Origin of the sequence: Inquilinus sp. NPDC058860, assembly GCF_042743185.1 — a bacterium.
Lineage (GTDB): Bacteria > Pseudomonadota > Alphaproteobacteria > DSM-16000 > Inquilinaceae > Inquilinus.
In genome coordinates, this window is record NZ_JBHYMS010000043.1 from 23463 (window position 1) to 39785 (window position 16323).

The following is a 16323-nucleotide window of genomic DNA, read 5'->3' on the forward strand; positions in this document are numbered from 1 at the left end:
CCGGGGATCAGCGGGCGCGTTCGAGCTCCATGATGTCGAACTGGGATTCGAGGCGCGGCGACGGGAACTCGAGCCGCAGCCGGTCGCGCCCGACCCGGACCAGATAGCCGACCTGGTCGCGCTCCGCATCGCTGCCATAGGGCTTCGGCTTGCCCTCATGGCCGTAGTAGAGCGCGCCGAGATAGGCCAGCCGCTCGGCGTTCGCGTCGTCGTAGAAGGCGCCGGCGGTGCGCTGCGAGCCGGAGATCTTGTCGAGCCGCAGCCCGGCCGCGTCGTCGGTGATGCGGCAGCGGAACCAGTCATAGACCACCAGAGGCAGGTTGCCGCCCAGCTTCGCCACCCGGCAGCGCCAGTCGCCGGCGAGGTCCGTGGCGCCGCGGATCGTCTCCGGCTTGCCGGACAGGATCTGGTCGAGCGCGGCCAACGCCGCCTTGTCGTCGCTCTCGCGGGCGGCGCCGATCGCCTCGCCGCGCACCGAATCGAAGGTTTCGAGCCGCTGCCGGTCGTCGGCCGACAGCGTGCCGTCGGCCCAGGCGGGACAGCCGCCGGCCAGGACCAGGACCAGCGGAATCCATGCGCGACGTGCCATTGCCCTCCCCCTTCCGCGCGGCCGGATCAGCCGGCGTCGATGCGGTCGATGAACCAGCGGCAGATCCGCCGCCACAGCTCGTCCTTGGCGACCATGTCCTCGCAGCCGTGGTCGAGATTGGGGTTGTCGTTGATCTCGATCACGAACACGCCCTTCTCGGTCTGCTTCAGGTCGACGCCGTAGAGCCCGTCGCCGATCAGCTTGGCCGCGCGCACGGCGACGTCCAGCACCTCCGGCGCCACCTCGTCGAGGGCGAAGGTCTTGAAGTTGCCCCAGCCGACCTTGCCGTCGGCGGAATGGCGGACGATCTGCCAGTGCTTCTTCGCCATCATGTACTGGCAGACGAACAGCGGCTCGCCGTCCAGCACGCCGACCCGCCAATCGTGGTCGGTCGGCATGAACTCCTGCGCCAGGATCACATCGGAATCGTCCAGCAGCTGCTCGGCCATCTGCTCCAGCTCGCGCCGGTCGTTGGCCTTGAACACGCCGCGGCTGAAGGACCCGTCCGGGATCTTCAGCACGATCGGGTAGGCGAACTCCTCCTCCACCCGCTCGATGTTCTTCAGGCTGTCGACCACCACGGTCTTCGGCGTCGGGATCTTGTTCGCGGACAGGAGCTCGTAGAGATAGACCTTGTTGGTGCAGCGCAGGATCGAGGTGCTGTCGTCGATCACCGGCATGCCCTCCTGCTCCGCCCGTCGGGCGAAGCGGAAGGTGTGGTTGTCGATCGCCGTGGTCTCGCGGATGAACAGCGCGTCGTATTCGGCCAGGCGCAGCAGGTCCTTCTTCTCGATGACCTCGACTTCCATGTCCATGGTCTCGGCCACGCGGGCGAGCTTCAGGATCGAGCGGTGGGTCGAGGGCGCGAACTCCTCCTTCGGGTTGAACAGCACGGCGAGGGTGTACTTCGCCGGCTTGTTCTCCTTCGGGTTCCGCCAGCTCTGGCGGGTGTAGAGGTCGAGCGTCTCGTAGAAGAAGGCCTCGGTCTCGCCCTCGATGTCGGAGATCGACAATTCGCCGATCGAGGCGATGCGGAAGCGATCGGTGAAGCGGACCTTGACCTCGAGGATCGGCGCCCGGAACCAGTCGAACACGCGGCGGCCGAAATCCTGGAACCGGTCGTCGTCGGCCCGGCCGAAGCAGATGATCAGCTTGAACGGGCCGCCCGGCGGCGGGGTCAGCCGCTTGATCCGGCGGTTGAGGTCGTCCTCCAGGTCCGGCAGGGCGATCTTGTAGAGCGTCTTCTGGCCGAGATCGAGGATGGTCTCGACCATCGGGATGACGCGGTGGGCGCGGGCCTCGGCCAGCAGCGAGACGTAGTAGCCCCGCGTCATATAGGCGGTGGAGCGCGACAGGTTGATGACCTTCGCGTCCCCTCCCTTCAGCATCTGCGGCCGGCCGATATAGTCCCGGGTGGTGACGAGCTGGCGGCCGTCCGGGTCGCCCTTGAAGTCGCCGATACGGTCGACGACGATGATCCAACCGCTCATTGGGCCTTCCTGCTGAGCACGACCGCCGCCCTGAGCTGGGTGCGGCCGTAGCGGGCCATGCGCTCGAATTCCCGGCGCGGGATCGGGAGGTTCGCCTTGGCCGAGGCGCTCTCCATCTCCGTCACGGCGACCCAGGGGTCGTGCACATAGATGAAACGCTCGTCGAAGCCGTTTGCGACCACCCAGTGCGGATTTTTTTCGCCATAGCCCCGGAACAAGCTGATCAGCACGATCGGGATCGCGCCTTCGCCGATCAGGGCGCACATTTCGGGCAATCCGAGGGCACGATGCCGGACTTCGATCCGGCGGCGGGCGCAGCGGGTGCGGAAATCCTCCTGCACCACCGTCATCACCGCCTTCTTGTCCGGGCTGCGCACGCCGTCCAGGAACAGGATCGAATCGTCGCTGACGAAGATCCGGGCCTGCAGCCCGCGGTCATGCGCCGCCAGCGCCATGCCGTAGGGGTCGCAGCCGCCATGGCCCGAGGTCATGTAGATCGTCGTCGCCTCGCGCCACAGCCTGAGCTCCCGCGCCCGGCTCAGCTCCGTCTCCGGGTCCAGCGCCTTCATCGCCATCAAGAGCGTCGCCGCCCCGCAGGTGAAGCTGGTGGTCTGGGCGTAATAGGGCACGTGCAGGTCGATCTGCGGCTGACCTTCGGCGCCGAGCCTCTTCTCGAAGCGCAGCGCGTCGGCATGATCCTCGTAGAAGTCGAGATAGCGCCCGAAATGGCGGTAGCCGCGCGATTCATAGAGCGCGATCGCCTTGGCGTTGTCCGGCCGCACCTCGAGCCGCAGGAACAGGGCCCCCTCGTCATGCGCCGCCCGCTCCGCCGCCTCCAGCAGCCGGGCGCCAAGGCCGCGGCCGCGAGTCTCGGGATCGACCGCCAGCGAGTAGAGCCGCGCCAGAGCCGTGGTCCGGCGCAGCAGCACCAGGGCGTAGCCAAGCAGCCGGCCGCCCTCCTCCGCCGCCAGGCAGACCGCATGGCCCCGGGTCAGCAGATGCAGGAAGCTGCGCCGGCTCAGGCGGTCGTGGTCGAAGGCGCGGGACTCGATCTCCAGCAGCCGCGGCACGTCGTCGGGCGTGGCGAACCGGATGGTCTCGGCGGTCGGGGCGGCGGATCTGTCGTCGGGCATCACACGGTCGAATCCCGGCTTGGTTATCGCGCCGATACCGGTCCGGCACCAGGGCCATTCGGAAGCTGACCGAGAATTCATCCACCGGCCACGGAAAGCTGTGCCATCGTCTCGCGCCATGGCCGCCACCGACACCACCCTGCCCCGCCCCCGCAACCGATTGATGCCGCTGGTCGGCGGACTGCGCCTGGCCGCGGCGCTGCTGTGGCTGGTGCTGCTGCTCGGTGTGCCGTCGGCCCCGGATGGCTGGCAGGTCTACGGCCTGGCCTCGGTCCCCGTCGAGCTGGCGATCGTGATCGCCGCCCTGGCCCTGGTGCCGCCGCTGCGGCGGTCGCGCGCCGTTACCGGCGTGCTCGGCGGGCTGGGCCTGCTGGTCGCCGCGATCAAGCTGGCCGACCTCGTCACCCAGGTCTCCTTCGGCCGGCCGGTCAGCCTCTATGTCGACCGGCTGCTGCTGGTCAACGGCATGCATCTGGCGAACGGCGTGCTCGGCGCCGTCGGCCTGATCGGCATCACCCTCGGGGCGGTCGTCGCCGGCTGGTGCATCTGGCGGGCGACGGCCCGGTCGGTGCGACTGCTGCAGCAGGCCCTGTCCGCCTCCCTCGCCCGGCGCGGCATCGCCGGCGGCCTGGCGGCGCTGGCCATCCTGGTCTTCGCCGTCGGCCAGGCTGTGCCGGATGCCTACGGCCCGGCCCGCCCGGTGAACGACACCGCCAGCTTCATGGTCGCCGACCAGATCCGCCGCCTGATCCCGGCCCTGGCCATGGAAGGCCGGTTCCGGGCCGAGGAGGCGGTGGACCCGCTGGTCGGCGGCGTGTCGCGGACGCCGCTGGGCGGGCTTGGCGGCGCCGATGTCACCGTCGTGTTCCTCGAATCCTACGGCCGCAGCGCGCTGGAGGACCCGCGCTTCGACGTCCTGCCCAAGGCCGCGCTGGCCGAGATGGCGCCGAAGCTGGCCGCCGCCGGGGTCTATTCCGCCTCCGGCTGGCTGGCCTCGCCGACCCGCGGCGGCCAGTCCTGGCTGGCCCATGCGACGCTGGCCAGCGGCATGCAGATCGACGATCAGCTGCGCTACGACCTGCTGGTCACCGGCAAGCGCATGACCCTGCCCCGCCTGTTCGCCAAGGCCGGCTACCACACCGGGCTGATCGCCCCGGCGATCACCGGCAGCGAGCCCGAGGCGAAACGCTTCTTCGGCTTCGACCAGACGCTGTTCGCCGACGATCTCGGCTATGCCGGGCCGCCCTTCGGCTGGGTGACGATGCCGGACCAGTACACCCTGGCCGCCTATGACCGCTGGCGAAACAGCCAGCCGAAGCCGCTGTTCAGCGAGGTCGTGCTGGTGTCCAGCCACGCCCCCTGGACCCCGGTGCCCACCCTGGTCGAGGACTGGGAGACGATCGGCGACGGCAGCCTGTACCGGAGCCTGCCGGCCACCGGCGGCACGCCGGAGGAGGTGTGGAGCGACCCGGACCGGATCCGCGACCAGTACGGCCGGTCCATGGCCTATTCGCTGCGCTCGGTGCTGGACTACGCCGCCCGGGTCATGGGCGACCACACGCTGATGGTCGTGCTGGGCGACCACCAGCCGGCGCCGATCGTCACCGGTCCGGGCACGCCGCGCGACGTGCCGGTGCATGTCTTCAGCCGCGACGCAGACCTGGTCGCACGGTTCCGCGACTGGGGTTTCGTCGATGGGCTCGATCCCCCCGCCGCCGGCCCGGTTGCGCCGATGGCGACATTCCGGGATGCGTTCGCCAGATCCTTTTCCCCGTAAAAGCTTCTCCGAAAAAAGCGCGTCAATTGCGCGTGTCAATCTGTGAAAATGCAGATCAGTACCGGCCGCTGCGCCTGGGTCCGCCGGCTTCTGCACTGCAAACGAAACGGCTAGGGTAGCGTCGGAACAAATTCACGAAGGTAGCGTTGATCGGACGGCCCCAGCAGGCGGCGCCGGCAGAAGTGTTGTGAGCCGGGACCGGGTCGTGGGGCCTGGGCCGCGCGCGGTGATGTTCGTCCAGGAACCGCCACAATTGCGATCGATCGTGCCAGTATGTTGCAGTGCAAAAATCCGGTGGTGACGTGGGGCTGACCAGACGCCAGATCTTGATGGGCACGACCGCGCTGGCGGCGTCTTCGCTGTTCGCGCCCGGCCGGTCCGCCGTCGCCGCCCCCAGCCTGGGTGAGACCACGCCGTTCAGCATGACGTGGCTGATCGACCGGGCCAAGACCGTGTCGCAGGCCCCGTTCGTGCCGCCGGACGAGAACCTGCCGGCCGAGATCAAGCAGCTGAGCTACGACCAGCTGCGGGCGATCCGCTTCCTGCCGGAGCAGGCGCTGTGGCGGCCGGAGAACCTGCCGTTCCAGATGCATTTCTTCCATCTCGGCGCCTATTACGACAAGCCGGTCCACATCTTCCAGGTCGACGGCTACCAGGCGCGCGAGGTGCTGTACCGCCAGGACCTGTTCGACCTGGGCGGCACCAAGTTCCCGGAGACGCCGCCGGACCATCTCGGCTTCGCCGGCTTCCGGCTGCACTATGCGCTCAACCGGCCGGAGTTCCTGGACGAGATCGCCGTGTTCCTCGGCGCCAGCTATTTCCGCTGCCTGGGCGGCAAGAACATCTACGGCCTGTCCGCCCGCGGCCTGGCGATCGACACCGGGTCGACCCGCGGCGAGGAGTTCCCGGTTTTCCGCCAGTTCTGGGTCGAGACCCCGGCCCCGGACGCCAAGCAGATCCGGCTTTACGCCCTGCTCGACAGCCCGGGCGTCAGCGGCGCCTACAGCTTCCTGATCAAGCCGGGCGAGATCACCACGGTCGACATCGAGGCGACGCTGTATCCGCGCCACGCCATCGAGAAGTTCGGCCTTGCGCCGCTGACCAGCATGTTCCTGTTCGGGCCGCAGGACCACCGGACCTTCGACGATTTCCGGCCGGAGGTGCATGACAGCGACGGGCTGTCGATGTGGAGCGGGGCCGGCGAATGGATCTGGCGGCCGCTGCGCAATCCGTCACGCCTGCTGATCAGCTCGTTCATGGACGAGAACCCGCGCGGCTTCGGCCTGATGCAGCGCCAACGCTCCTACAGCAGCTACCAGGACCTGGAGGCGATGTACGAGCGCCGCCCCAGCCTGTGGGTCGAGCCGCTGAGCGGCTGGGGGCCGGGCGTGGTGCAGCTGGTCGAGATCCCGACCGACGCCGAGATCCACGACAACATCGTCGCCTTCTGGGTGCCGAAGCAGCCGGTCGATGCCGGCCAGGAATGGAAGCTGTCCTATCGGCTGCACTGGGGCATGAATCCGCCGGTCAGCAGCGACCGCGGCGTCGTGGTGTCGACCCGCACCGGGGCCGGCGGCGTGTCCGGCGGCGACAACAAATCCAGCGATACCCGCAAGTTCGTGATCGACTTCCGGGGCGGCGCGCTTGACTCTCTGCCGCCGGACGCGTCATTGGAAGCCGTGGTCACGGCTTCTGCCGGGGAGATCCAGTTCCCCGTAGCACAGCGGAATCCGGAACTCGGCGGCTGGCGGGCTTTCTTCGATCTGAAACCCGCCGGCGACGACCCCGCCGAGCTTCGGTGCTTCTTACGGCAGGGCAGCGATGCCCTGACCGAAACATGGAGTTTCCAATGGACGCCTTGACGACGCGCCGGAATCAACCCATGTCCCAGGTCGGGCTGCAAACCCCGGTCAACATCAACATGCCTGACGACGTCATCGCCTTCTTCCAGGGCCTTGGATTCACGGATCCGGCCGCGCTCTCCGGCGCGATCGAAACGGCGTTCTGCGACGTCGATCCGTCGACGATGCCGGCCCCCGCCCTGCTGGAGCATGCCCGCCGGCGCACCGCCGACTGGTTCGCTGTGGTGCTGAACCGCAACGAGAAGAGCGACGATGCGGTCCTCACCATCGGTCGGGCCGCCTATCTGCTGACCGACGCCGCCCGCCGCTGGCCCGAGCACTTCCTGTCCGAGGACCCGCTGCCGCAAGCGATGGAGCAGGCCCTGCGCCGGGTGTCGCCGGTGCCGGTGCCACGCTCCAAGCCGACGCCGATGCTGGATCAGCCGCTCGACCCCGTCTGGGCCGGCTGGTGGTCGCCCGAGGCCGCCGAACGGCGCCCGGCCTGACGGAAAGGCAATCTCCTAGCCGATGACCGGACTCGAAGCGGCGTCCTACGCCTTCGCGGCCCGCTGGCGCCGCCTCGCCGTCTTCGGGGCGACCGCGCTGTCGACCCTGGCGGCCGCCTTCGCCCTCTATCGCTTCCTGTCGGTCGGCGGCGTCACCGGGCTGGAGCTGGCCCTGGTGGTGATGTTCGCCATCAACTTCTCCTGGATCGCGCTGTCCTTCTGGACCGCCCTGCCCGGCTTCCTGACCCTCCTGCTGCGCTGGGGCCAGCCCGGCCTGGCGTGGCCGCAGGGGGCCGAGGCGGTGGCGCCGCTGAAGAGCCGCACCGCGGTGCTGATGCCGGTCTACAACGAGGACACGACCGGCATCTATGCCAACCTCCAGGCGATCCACGACAGCCTGGCGCGGACCGGCCATCTCGACGCCTTCGACATCTTCATCCTGAGCGACACCACCAACCCCGACGTCTGGGTGGCGGAGGAGATCGGCTGGAGCGCGCTGTGCCGCCGCACCGAGGGCAGCGGCCGCATCTTCTACCGCAAGCGCCGGCACAACGTCGCCAAGAAGGCCGGCAACATCGCCGATTTCTGCACCCGCTGGGGCGCCCGCTACGACTTCATGGTGGTGCTGGACGCCGACAGCCTGATGGCCGGCGATACGCTGGTCACCATGGCCCGGCTGATGCAGGCCAATCCGCGCGCCGGCATCATCCAGGCGCCGCCGCTGGTGGTGAACCGCAACACGCTGTGGGCCCGGATGCAGCAGTTCGCCGGGCGCCTCTACGGCCCGATCGTCAGCGCTGGCCTGGCCTTCTGGCAGCTCGGCGACGGCAACTACTGGGGCCACAACGCGATCATCCGCACCCGCGCCTTCATCGAGAGCTGCGGCCTGCCGATCCTGTCCGGGCGGCCGCCCTTCGGCGGCCACATCCTGTCGCACGACTTCGTCGAGGCGGCGCTGATCCGGCGCAACGGCTGGACCGCCTGGCTGGTGCCGGAGCTCGGCGGCAGCTACGAGGAATGCCCGCCGACGATGATCGACCACGCCAAGCGCGACCGGCGCTGGTGCCAGGGCAACATGCAGCATCTGCGCGTCCTGGTAGCGCGCGGCCTGCACCCGCTGTCGCGCCAGCACATGGCGATGGGGGTGATGAGCTACGTCTCCTCGCCGCTGTGGCTGGTCTTCATCTGCATCGGCATGCTGACGGCGCTCGAGCACAAGCTGGAGATCCCGGTCTATTTCCCGACGGCGGAGTCCCTGTTCCCGGTCTGGCCGGTGCAGGACCAGACGCTGGCGGTGCGCCTGCTGGTGATCTCCTTCCTGATGCTGCTGGCGCCGAAGATCTTCGGCTGGACGCTGCTGCTGTTCGACCGCCGCCTGGCCGCCGGTTACGGCGGCGCCTTCCGGGCGCTCCTGAGCCTGCTGTTCGAAACCTTCTTCTCGATCTTCCAGGCGCCGGTGATGATGCTGTTCCACTCCAGCTTCGTCCTGCAGGCCTTCCTCGGCCGCGATTCCGGCTGGGGCACGCAGTCGCGCGACGACCGCGGCACGACCTGGGCCGACGCGATGCAGATGCATCGCGGCCACACCATCTTCGGCGCCGTGCTGGGCGTGGTGGCGCTGTGGATCTCGCCTTCGATGCTGGCCTGGCTGTCGCCGCTGGTGATCGGCCTCTTGCTGTCGATCCCGCTGTCGGTGATCACATCGCGCCATTCCACCGGCGTCTGGGCCCGCAAGCTGGGCCTGCTGGTGACGCCGGAGGAGCGGCAGAAGCCGCAGATCGTGGTCGAGGCCACGGCCCTGGGCGAGCAGCTTTCCGCCACCACCAAGCCGGTCGAGGACGGGCTGGCGACGGTGATCCGCGACCCGCTGGCCAATGCGATCCACATGACCTTGCTGACCGGGTCGCCCGAGGCCGGGCGCGAGGACCCGAAGCTGGTCGAGGCGGCGCGGCGCAAGCTGACCGCCGGCGGCCCCGGCACGCTCGCCACCAGCGCCCTCGGCCGCGACGAGAAGACGGCGCTGCTGTTCGATCCGCGATCCTTGAGCGAGCTGCACCTGACCGCCCTGGCGGGCGGCCGCCTGCAGGCCGCGCCGCGGATTTGAGGCGATCCCGTAGGTTGGGTTCGCCTCGGCGAACCCAACATCACACCGCCCGAACCAATGTTGGGTTCGCGTGCCGCGAACCCAACCTACGCTATTGCCACTCCGCGACCGGACGGCTGCGGACTTCCAGGCTGCGGGGCACCGTCGCCCAGTCGAGGATGGCCGCGTTCCAGCCGGCGGCCTCGGCGATCGCGCGCAGGTCGTCGGCCGCGGGCAGCGTGGCCGCCAGCATGGCCGGGTCGAGGCCATGGGTCGGCCGTGCCAGGGTGACCAGCAGCGTCTCGCCGGCGCCGATCCGGCCGACCAGGGCCGGCACCGAGGCCTGCGGGAACACCAGATGGGTGTTCGGCGCCACATCCGCCTCGACCGCGCGGCGCAGCCCGCCGAGATCGGCCAGGCTGGAGGCGTGGCCGTCGTCGACGGCCAGGGTCAGGCCCTGCGGCCCCGGCTCCCGGCTGTCGAAGGCCTGCTTCAGCTTGCCCCGCGTGCGGCTGTGCGCCGGCACCGCATGGCCGGTCTCGATCACCGCCAGCGGCGCATCGGCGGCGACGCGGTGCAGCCGCAGCTCCCAGTCGCCGGCAAAGGCCTGCAGCGTCGTCACCTTGACCCCGGCCAGGGGCTGCCAGACGGTTTCGATCCAGCCCTCGCCCACCCGTGAGGCGGCGAGCGCGCCGCGGGACCGGAACTCCTGCCCGTCGCGGCTGACCGCCAGGATGTTGTCGCCGCAGAAGCCGACATGCAGCCAGCGATCCGCCTCCACCGCCAGGCCGAAGCGCGAGGAATAGGCCAGCTTGCCGTATTTGTCGGTCGAGCCGCGCATCTCGGTGCGAACCGGGCCGGCCGGCAGCGCCACCACGTCGCCGCCGCTGCGCCGCACCACCATGGAAGCGCCGCGCAGCGTGGCGGTGCCGTCCGGGGCGTCGAGCTCCTCCTCCCGCGCCGTCCAGAACGGATGGCTGTCCGGCAGGGCCAGCGGCAGGAAGGCCTTGAACGCCCAGTAGGGGGAGCCGGGGGAGTTGTACTCCTCGCTCATGAAATAATTCGGCCAGCGGTAACCGACCGGCAGGCGGCCGGCGGCGTCGAGGATCGGCTGCCGCATCCACCAGCGGATCTGCCGGGCCCAGAGGCCGCGGATCTGGCCCCAGGGCAGCGCCTCGACCCCGGCATAGGCCAGGGCGCCCCAGAACCCGGCCATGGCGAAGCGGTAGGTCAGCGACCGGCCGATCGCCAGCGCCGCGCCGTCGGCCCCGAACCAGTGGCGGAAGCCCTGGGCGAAAGCCTGGGCGCGGTCGCGGTAGGCCTGGGCCCGGGCGGGGTCCCGCCCTCCCATATGGGCGGCGTAGATCAGGCCGTAGAAGTGCAGCGCGAAGCCGTTGTAGTGGTCGATCCAGCCGCCCTCGCCGTCGCCGTACCAGCCCTCGGCGCCGATGAACTGGTCGATCCGGGCCAGGTGCCGGTCGCGCGACGCGGTGTCGATGGCCACGCCCGCCCGCTCCAGCCCCAGCCCGGCCATGACCGGGAAGAAGTGCCAGTTGTTGTCGGCCATCTCGACCGACTGGATGCCCCCTAGCCAGCCCGCCGCGCGCTGCTTCGCCGCCTCCGGCAGCGGCTCCCACAGCTTGTCCGGCGCCAGCGCCAGGGCGAAGCCCAGCGCCGCCATCTCGACCGAGCGCTGGTCGAGATCGGTGACCGCCTCCCAGTACTCCGGGTGGTCGGGATCGGTGCCGCTGGCCAGCCCCTCGCGGAACTTGTCCCAGAAGTCGAAGCCGCCGCCGCCGGCATGCAAGGGCGCCAGGCCCCAGAGCGGCCGGGCATAGCCTTCGAACCACTGCGCCTTGCGGTTGAAATGGGCGGAATCCAGCCCCAGCCGGATCTGCGCCCGGCCCGGGCTGAAGCCGGATTCGAGCGGCGCGGTCAGGTCGCGCAGCAGGCGCTGCCCATCGGCGCGGCTGGCCAGCGGATTGGCGCGGATGCGTTCGGCGGTATCGGTCATCGGGATGCCCAGAGCAGGCCGCGGCGCAGGATCTCGCGCATCTGCGGGTGTTCGAACTCACGCACCACATGGCCCAGCGCGGTGTAGAACACCCGCCCGGCGCCGTAGCGCTTCTTGTACACGACCGGCATGGTCACGCCGTCGATCCAGGGGGCGTGCTCGCCCGAGAAGGTGGTGGTGGCCAGCACCTCCACGATCGGGTCGACATGCAGGTAGTACTGCTCCGACCGGTAGTCGAAGTCGCCGATCCCTTGCATGATCGGATCGTCTGGCCGGGTGACCTCGACCCGGAACGGGATGATGCCGCCGGGATGCGCCACCCACTGGCAGCCGGCCATGAAGTGGAAGCCCACCGCCTCGCGGAACGAGCCGGCCAGGCCGCCGTGATAGCCGGCGATCCCCACCCCGCCCTGCACCGCGGCCAGCAGGTTGTCCAGCGGCTCCTTGGCGATGGCGGCGCGAGTGATGCACGGCACGATCAGGTCCATGTCGCGCAGCGCCGGGTCGGCGAAGGCATTGATGTCGCCCTCGACCCGGACCTCGAAGCCTTCGTCGCGCAGCATCGCGGCGACGTAGGCGGCGCCCGGCTCGGGCTCGTGCCCTTCCCAGCCGCCCCAGACGATCATGGCGCGTTTCATCGCGATTCCCTTCGCTCCCGGTCGGGCGGCACGGCCGGAAGACCGGTCATGCCGCCCTCACTTCCAACTTCGCTCACTTCGGCCGCAGGATCGCCTTCCCCTGATCGACCAGCTGCTGCGCCGCCTCGTCGATCGACAGGTTGCCGAAGGCGACCTGGTCCGCGGTCTTGCGCACCACGTCGCGGTCGAATTGCTGCGACCCGACCGGTGCCGGCGGCGGATAGGCGCTGACCTTGTCGGCCAGCAGGTTGACGTAGTCGACCGTCGCCCGCTCGGTCTCGTTCAACTGCGGCAGGATCGCCTCGCGCACCTTCGGCGACATCGGCACGCCGCGTTCCACGCCCAGGATCTTGCCGGCCTCGACGTCATTGACGAAGAAGTCGATGAAGGCGGCCGCCGCCTCGCCGTTCTTCGAGGTGGCGCCGATGCTCCAGATCAGCGCCGGCCGGTAGTAGTGGCCGGACGGGGCGCCGCCGCCGAGCGCCGGCACCATGGTAATGCCGAGCTTGTTCGGCATCATCGCCTGATAGCCGATCAGCTGGTTGGAATAGGTGAAGCCCATCACCGCGTTGCCGCGGGTCAGCGGGTTGGTCTCGATGGTGTTCTGGTCCTGGGTCTGCAGATCGGCCGAGACGCAGATGTTCTTGGCCCGCAGATCCTCCCAGTAGGCGTACCACTCCTTGGCGTCCTCGACGCCGAAGCCGATCGACCCTTCCGGCGAGAACAGGGTCTTGCCGCGCTGGCGCAGCCAGACGTCCAGCACATAGGCGTAGCGGGCGCCGTAGGCCGCGCCCCAGAGCTGGTCCTTGCCGGCCGCCTTGGTCAGCTCGGCCGCCAGCTCGGCGAACTGGGTCCAGGTCGTGTCCGGCGTCGGCACCGGGATGCCGGCCTTGGCGAAGACGGTGGTGTCGTAGAACATCGAGAAGGAGTTCAGCCCGAGCCCGACGCCGTAGATCTTGCCGTCGACCCGGCACAGGTCGAGCATCTTGGCCCCGAAGGCCTCGACGTCGAGCGGCTTGGGGATGAACGGGTCCAGCGCCATGCAGGCGCCGCGCTTGGAGTAGTCGGAGACGGTGCTGGGCTCGAGCTGGAAGATGTCGGAGACGTTGCGCCCCGCCATCTGCGTCGACAGCTTGGTCCAGTAGGCGTCGCCGGCGAGCGGCTCGCCGACGATGGTGACGTCCGGCGCCTTCTGCTCGTACAGCTTGGCCACGTCCTGGGTGCGCTTGGCGCGCTCCTGCGAGCCCCACCAGGTCATGCGCAGCCGCGTCTCCGCGGCCATGGCGCTGCCGGCGCCGAAGGACAGCGCGGCCCCGGCGGCGGCCCCGGCGGCGATGGAGCCCTGCAGGAACGATCGTCGGTTGAAAACCTTCATCGGTTTGCCTCCCCTGGCACGGCGGCGTTCGGCCGCCACGTTATAACCGTTTGGTTACTTATTATTGTTCCGCCTCGCACGATGTCAAATGAGGAATGACCAAGCCAAGCCCTGCCTCGCGGCGCCGCCGGATGTAACCAACTGGATATATCTCGAAGCGGCAGCCCGGGCCCGACTCAGCGGGCCGAGACGCCCTTGCCGAAGCGCTTCTCGATGCGCGCCTGGATCAGCTCGAACACCGCCGACATCGCCCAGTAGATCAGCGCGGCGACGATCAGCATCTCCATGTATTTGAACTCGGCCCGGCCGTGGGTGCGGGCCAGGAACATGATCTCCCAGACCCCCATCACCGAGACCAGGGACGAGTCCTTGAGCATGGCGATGAACTGGTTGCCGGTCGGCGGGATGATCAGCCGCATCGCCTGGGGCAGCACCACCAGCCAGGTGACCTCGGCCGGCTTCAGCCCGAGCGACAGCGCAGCCTCGGACTGGCCGCGCGGGACCGCCAGGATGCCGGCGCGGAAGATCTCGGCCATATAGGCGCCGTAGCACAGCGACAGGGCGATGATGCCGGCCGGGATGGCGTCGATGACGAGACCGAGCTGCGGCAGGCCGAGATAGATCAGCATGGTCTGCAGCAGGAGCGGCGTGCCGCGGAAGAAGGAGGTGTAGAAGGTGGCGACGCCGAAGGCCGGGCCGCTGTCCGACAGCCGGGCCAGCGCCGCGGCGAGCGCGATCACGGTCGAGATCGCGATCGAGACGACACAGATGAACAGGGTCAGCGCCGCGCCCTGGATGAAGCCGTCGCGCAGCTCGAGCCCGAGCAGGATCGGCGCCCGGTCGGCCATGAAGGAATAGCTGAGGCCGAAGCTCCAGCAGAAGGCCGCGAACAGGGCCAGCAGCTCGAGCCAGATGATCGTCACCTGGGCCCGGAACGGCAGGTGCGACAGCAGCCAGAAATTCAGCACCACCAGGGCGGCCAGGACGGCGATGACGAGCCAGGGCCCGGCCGCCTGGCCGGCCGGCAGGGCCAGCGCCGGCACGACCTCCGCCAGCCGCGCGACCAGCCCGCCATAGTCGAAGCCTGCCAGCACGGCGATGGAGAGCAGGAACAGAAGCCCACGCAGCAGCAGCGGCTGCGCCAGGGCCTCGAACAGGCGGATCACGCTGTCAGGCCGCGGGCCTGGTCAGATCGACCCCGTACCATTTCACGGAGAGCGTACTGAGCGTGCCGTCGTCATGCATCGCCTTGACGATCTCGGCGAGCCTGGCGTTCAGCTCCGGATCGCCCTTCTCGATCGCCACCGACAGCGGCTCGTAGAACAGGGGCGAGCCCACCACCTTGATCGGGTAGCCGTTCTTGATCGCGCCCTCGATCGTCGGCAGCGCCGTCGCCACCGCGTCGAGCCGGGTGCCGTCGCCGAGCCGCAGGTCGTCCAGCGCCGGCACGTCGGTATCGTAGGCCTGGATCTTGGCGTCCTTGACCACGAACTGGAATGCCGGCGCGCCGGCGGCGTCGATCACCAGGTCGCCACGCAGGTAGTTCTCATAGGTCGTGGCCGCGCCGACGCCGATCTTCTTGCCCGAGGCGTCGGCCGGGGTCTTGATCGTGGTGTTGGCCGAATGCACCGCCAGGGCGGCCGGCGTGTAGTAGTAGATCGCCGGGAAGTCGAGCACCTCGGCCCGCGCCTTGGTCGGGGTCATCGACCCGACCGAGACGTCCCAGCGCCCGGCCCATTTGCCGGAGACGATGGTCTCCCAGCCCGGGGTGACGAACTCGATCGAGACGCCGAGGCGCTTGGCGATCTCGGTGCCGACATCGATGTCGAAGCCTTCGAACTGGTTGCTGGCGTTGAGCGAGGATTGCGGCGGATATTCCGGATCCGTCGACATCACCATCTTCTTGTTCTGCATGACCCGGTCCAGAACGGCGCCGGCGAAGGCCGGGCCCGAGGACAGGACGCCCATGGCGGCGACGGCCAGGACGATGCTGCGCAAACGCATGCTCGATCTCCCAGTGGTGCAGAGACGGCGTCTCTTCCGGGCGTCCGTCCCAGGCAAGCCTAATCCCGCGCCGCCGCGCTGCACAATCAGCAAGGCGGCCGAACCGGCCCCTCCCCCTTTTGGGTCAGCGGGCGTCGAGCGGCACGGTTGCCGTGGCGGGCGCAACGCGCCCGGGCGCCGCGGCCGAGATCGCCCGCCGGTGGGTGCCCAGCCGGGATTCGAGCCAGGCGAAGCCGCGGACGATGATCCAGGTCAGGACCAGATACATCACGGCGGCGGTGATCAGCGGCTCATAGGTGCGGAAGGTCTGCGCCCGGATGATGTTGGCCTCGCCCATCAGGTCGCGCACGGTGATGGTGAAGACGATGGCGCTGGCCTTGAGCAGCAGCACCGTCTCGTTGGCGAAGACCGGCAGGCTCTGTCGCAGCGCGATCGGCAGCACGATCCGGCGCAGCATCAGGCCGCGGCGCATCCCGACCGAACGCGCGGCCTCCACCTCGCCGCGCGGCACCGCCTGGATGGCGCCGCGCAGCACCTCGCCGGAATAGGCGGCGGTGCTGATGCTGAGCGAGATCACCGCGCACCACATCGGCTCACGCAGGATCGGCCACAGCACGCTGTGCCGCACCGCCGGAAACTGCGCCAGGCCGTAATAGATCATGAACATCTGCACGATCAGCGGCGTGCCGCGGATGCACAGGATGAACAGGAAGGCGGGCGCCTTCAGCCACCAGCGCCGCGACACCCGGGCCAGCGCCACCGGCACGGCCAGGGCGTTGCCGCAGACCATCGATGCCGTCACCAGGACGATGGTGATAAGGACGCCATCGAAGAGGTTGCCGAGGATGCGCTGGACGAAATCGAGATCCATCG

Annotated in this window: 13 protein-coding genes; 4 read left to right on the forward strand and 9 right to left on the reverse strand. The window is 69.2% G+C overall.

The features are described from left to right. Window positions 1-7: 7 nt before the first annotated feature. From ACFW16_RS25155 to ACFW16_RS25165, 3 genes are read right to left on the reverse strand one after another with little or no spacing between them, the layout of a single operon-like run. Entirely contained in the window at window positions 8-589 is a 582-nt protein-coding gene (locus ACFW16_RS25155; protein WP_380310211.1) for a DUF4893 domain-containing protein, read from the reverse strand. Window positions 590-615: 26 nt separating this feature from the next. Continuing rightward, window positions 616-2079, reverse strand: a complete 1464-nt coding sequence (locus ACFW16_RS25160; RefSeq protein ID WP_380310213.1) for a RimK family protein — start codon at window positions 2077-2079, stop codon at window positions 616-618. Then, entirely contained in the window at window positions 2076-3212 is a 1137-nt protein-coding gene (locus ACFW16_RS25165; RefSeq protein ID WP_380310215.1) for a peptidase C39 family protein, read from the reverse strand. Before ACFW16_RS25165 ends, ACFW16_RS25160 begins: the two co-directional genes overlap by 4 nt. A 118-nt stretch (window positions 3213-3330) precedes the next feature. Here ACFW16_RS25165 and ACFW16_RS25170 point away from each other — a divergent pair, with 118 nt between their 5' ends. From ACFW16_RS25170 to mdoH, 4 genes are all read left to right on the forward strand, one after another. Then, window positions 3331-4989: a sulfatase-like hydrolase/transferase gene (locus ACFW16_RS25170; RefSeq protein ID WP_380310217.1), complete on the forward strand. Its 1659-nt coding sequence runs from the start codon at window positions 3331-3333 to the stop codon at window positions 4987-4989. A 329-nt stretch (window positions 4990-5318) separates the two neighbouring features. Further along, a complete protein-coding gene (locus ACFW16_RS25175; protein WP_380310218.1) occupies window positions 5319-6851 on the forward strand; it encodes a glucan biosynthesis protein in 1533 nt (510 codons plus the stop codon). A gap of 20 nt (window positions 6852-6871) precedes the next feature. Continuing rightward, entirely contained in the window at window positions 6872-7336 is a 465-nt protein-coding gene (locus ACFW16_RS25180; protein WP_380310220.1) for a hypothetical protein, read from the forward strand. Window positions 7337-7358: 22 nt separating this feature from the next. After that, window positions 7359-9440 (forward strand): glucans biosynthesis glucosyltransferase MdoH, encoded by a 2082-nt coding sequence (mdoH, locus tag ACFW16_RS25185; RefSeq protein ID WP_380310222.1) that lies wholly within the window; start codon window positions 7359-7361, stop codon window positions 9438-9440. Between the two features lie 91 nt (window positions 9441-9531). Here mdoH and ACFW16_RS25190 read toward each other — a convergent pair whose 3' ends face one another. The 6 genes from ACFW16_RS25190 to ACFW16_RS25215 all read right to left on the reverse strand — a co-directional run bounded on the left by ACFW16_RS25190 (window position 9532) and on the right by ACFW16_RS25215 (window position 16321). Continuing rightward, the gene (locus tag ACFW16_RS25190; protein WP_380310224.1) at window positions 9532-11433 is read right to left on the reverse strand and encodes a DUF2264 domain-containing protein; all 1902 of its coding nucleotides are present in this window, start codon (window positions 11431-11433) and stop codon (window positions 9532-9534) included. Continuing rightward, window positions 11430-12071 (reverse strand): ThuA domain-containing protein, encoded by a 642-nt coding sequence (locus ACFW16_RS25195; protein ID WP_380310226.1) that lies wholly within the window; start codon window positions 12069-12071, stop codon window positions 11430-11432. Before ACFW16_RS25195 ends, ACFW16_RS25190 begins: the two co-directional genes overlap by 4 nt. A 73-nt stretch (window positions 12072-12144) precedes the next feature. Next, window positions 12145-13446, reverse strand: a complete 1302-nt coding sequence (locus ACFW16_RS25200) for an ABC transporter substrate-binding protein (protein WP_380310229.1) — start codon at window positions 13444-13446, stop codon at window positions 12145-12147. A gap of 176 nt (window positions 13447-13622) precedes the next feature. Next, on the reverse strand, window positions 13623-14612 hold the full coding sequence (locus ACFW16_RS25205; RefSeq protein WP_380310232.1) for an amino acid ABC transporter permease: 990 nt from the start codon (window positions 14610-14612) through the stop codon (window positions 13623-13625). A 4-nt stretch (window positions 14613-14616) separates the two neighbouring features. Beyond that, window positions 14617-15450: a transporter substrate-binding domain-containing protein gene (locus tag ACFW16_RS25210; protein WP_380310234.1), complete on the reverse strand. Its 834-nt coding sequence runs from the start codon at window positions 15448-15450 to the stop codon at window positions 14617-14619. A 124-nt stretch (window positions 15451-15574) separates the two neighbouring features. After that, window positions 15575-16321, reverse strand: coding sequence for an ABC transporter permease (locus tag ACFW16_RS25215; RefSeq protein WP_380310235.1), 747 nt, complete (start codon window positions 16319-16321; stop codon window positions 15575-15577). Window positions 16322-16323 lie beyond the last annotated feature (2 nt).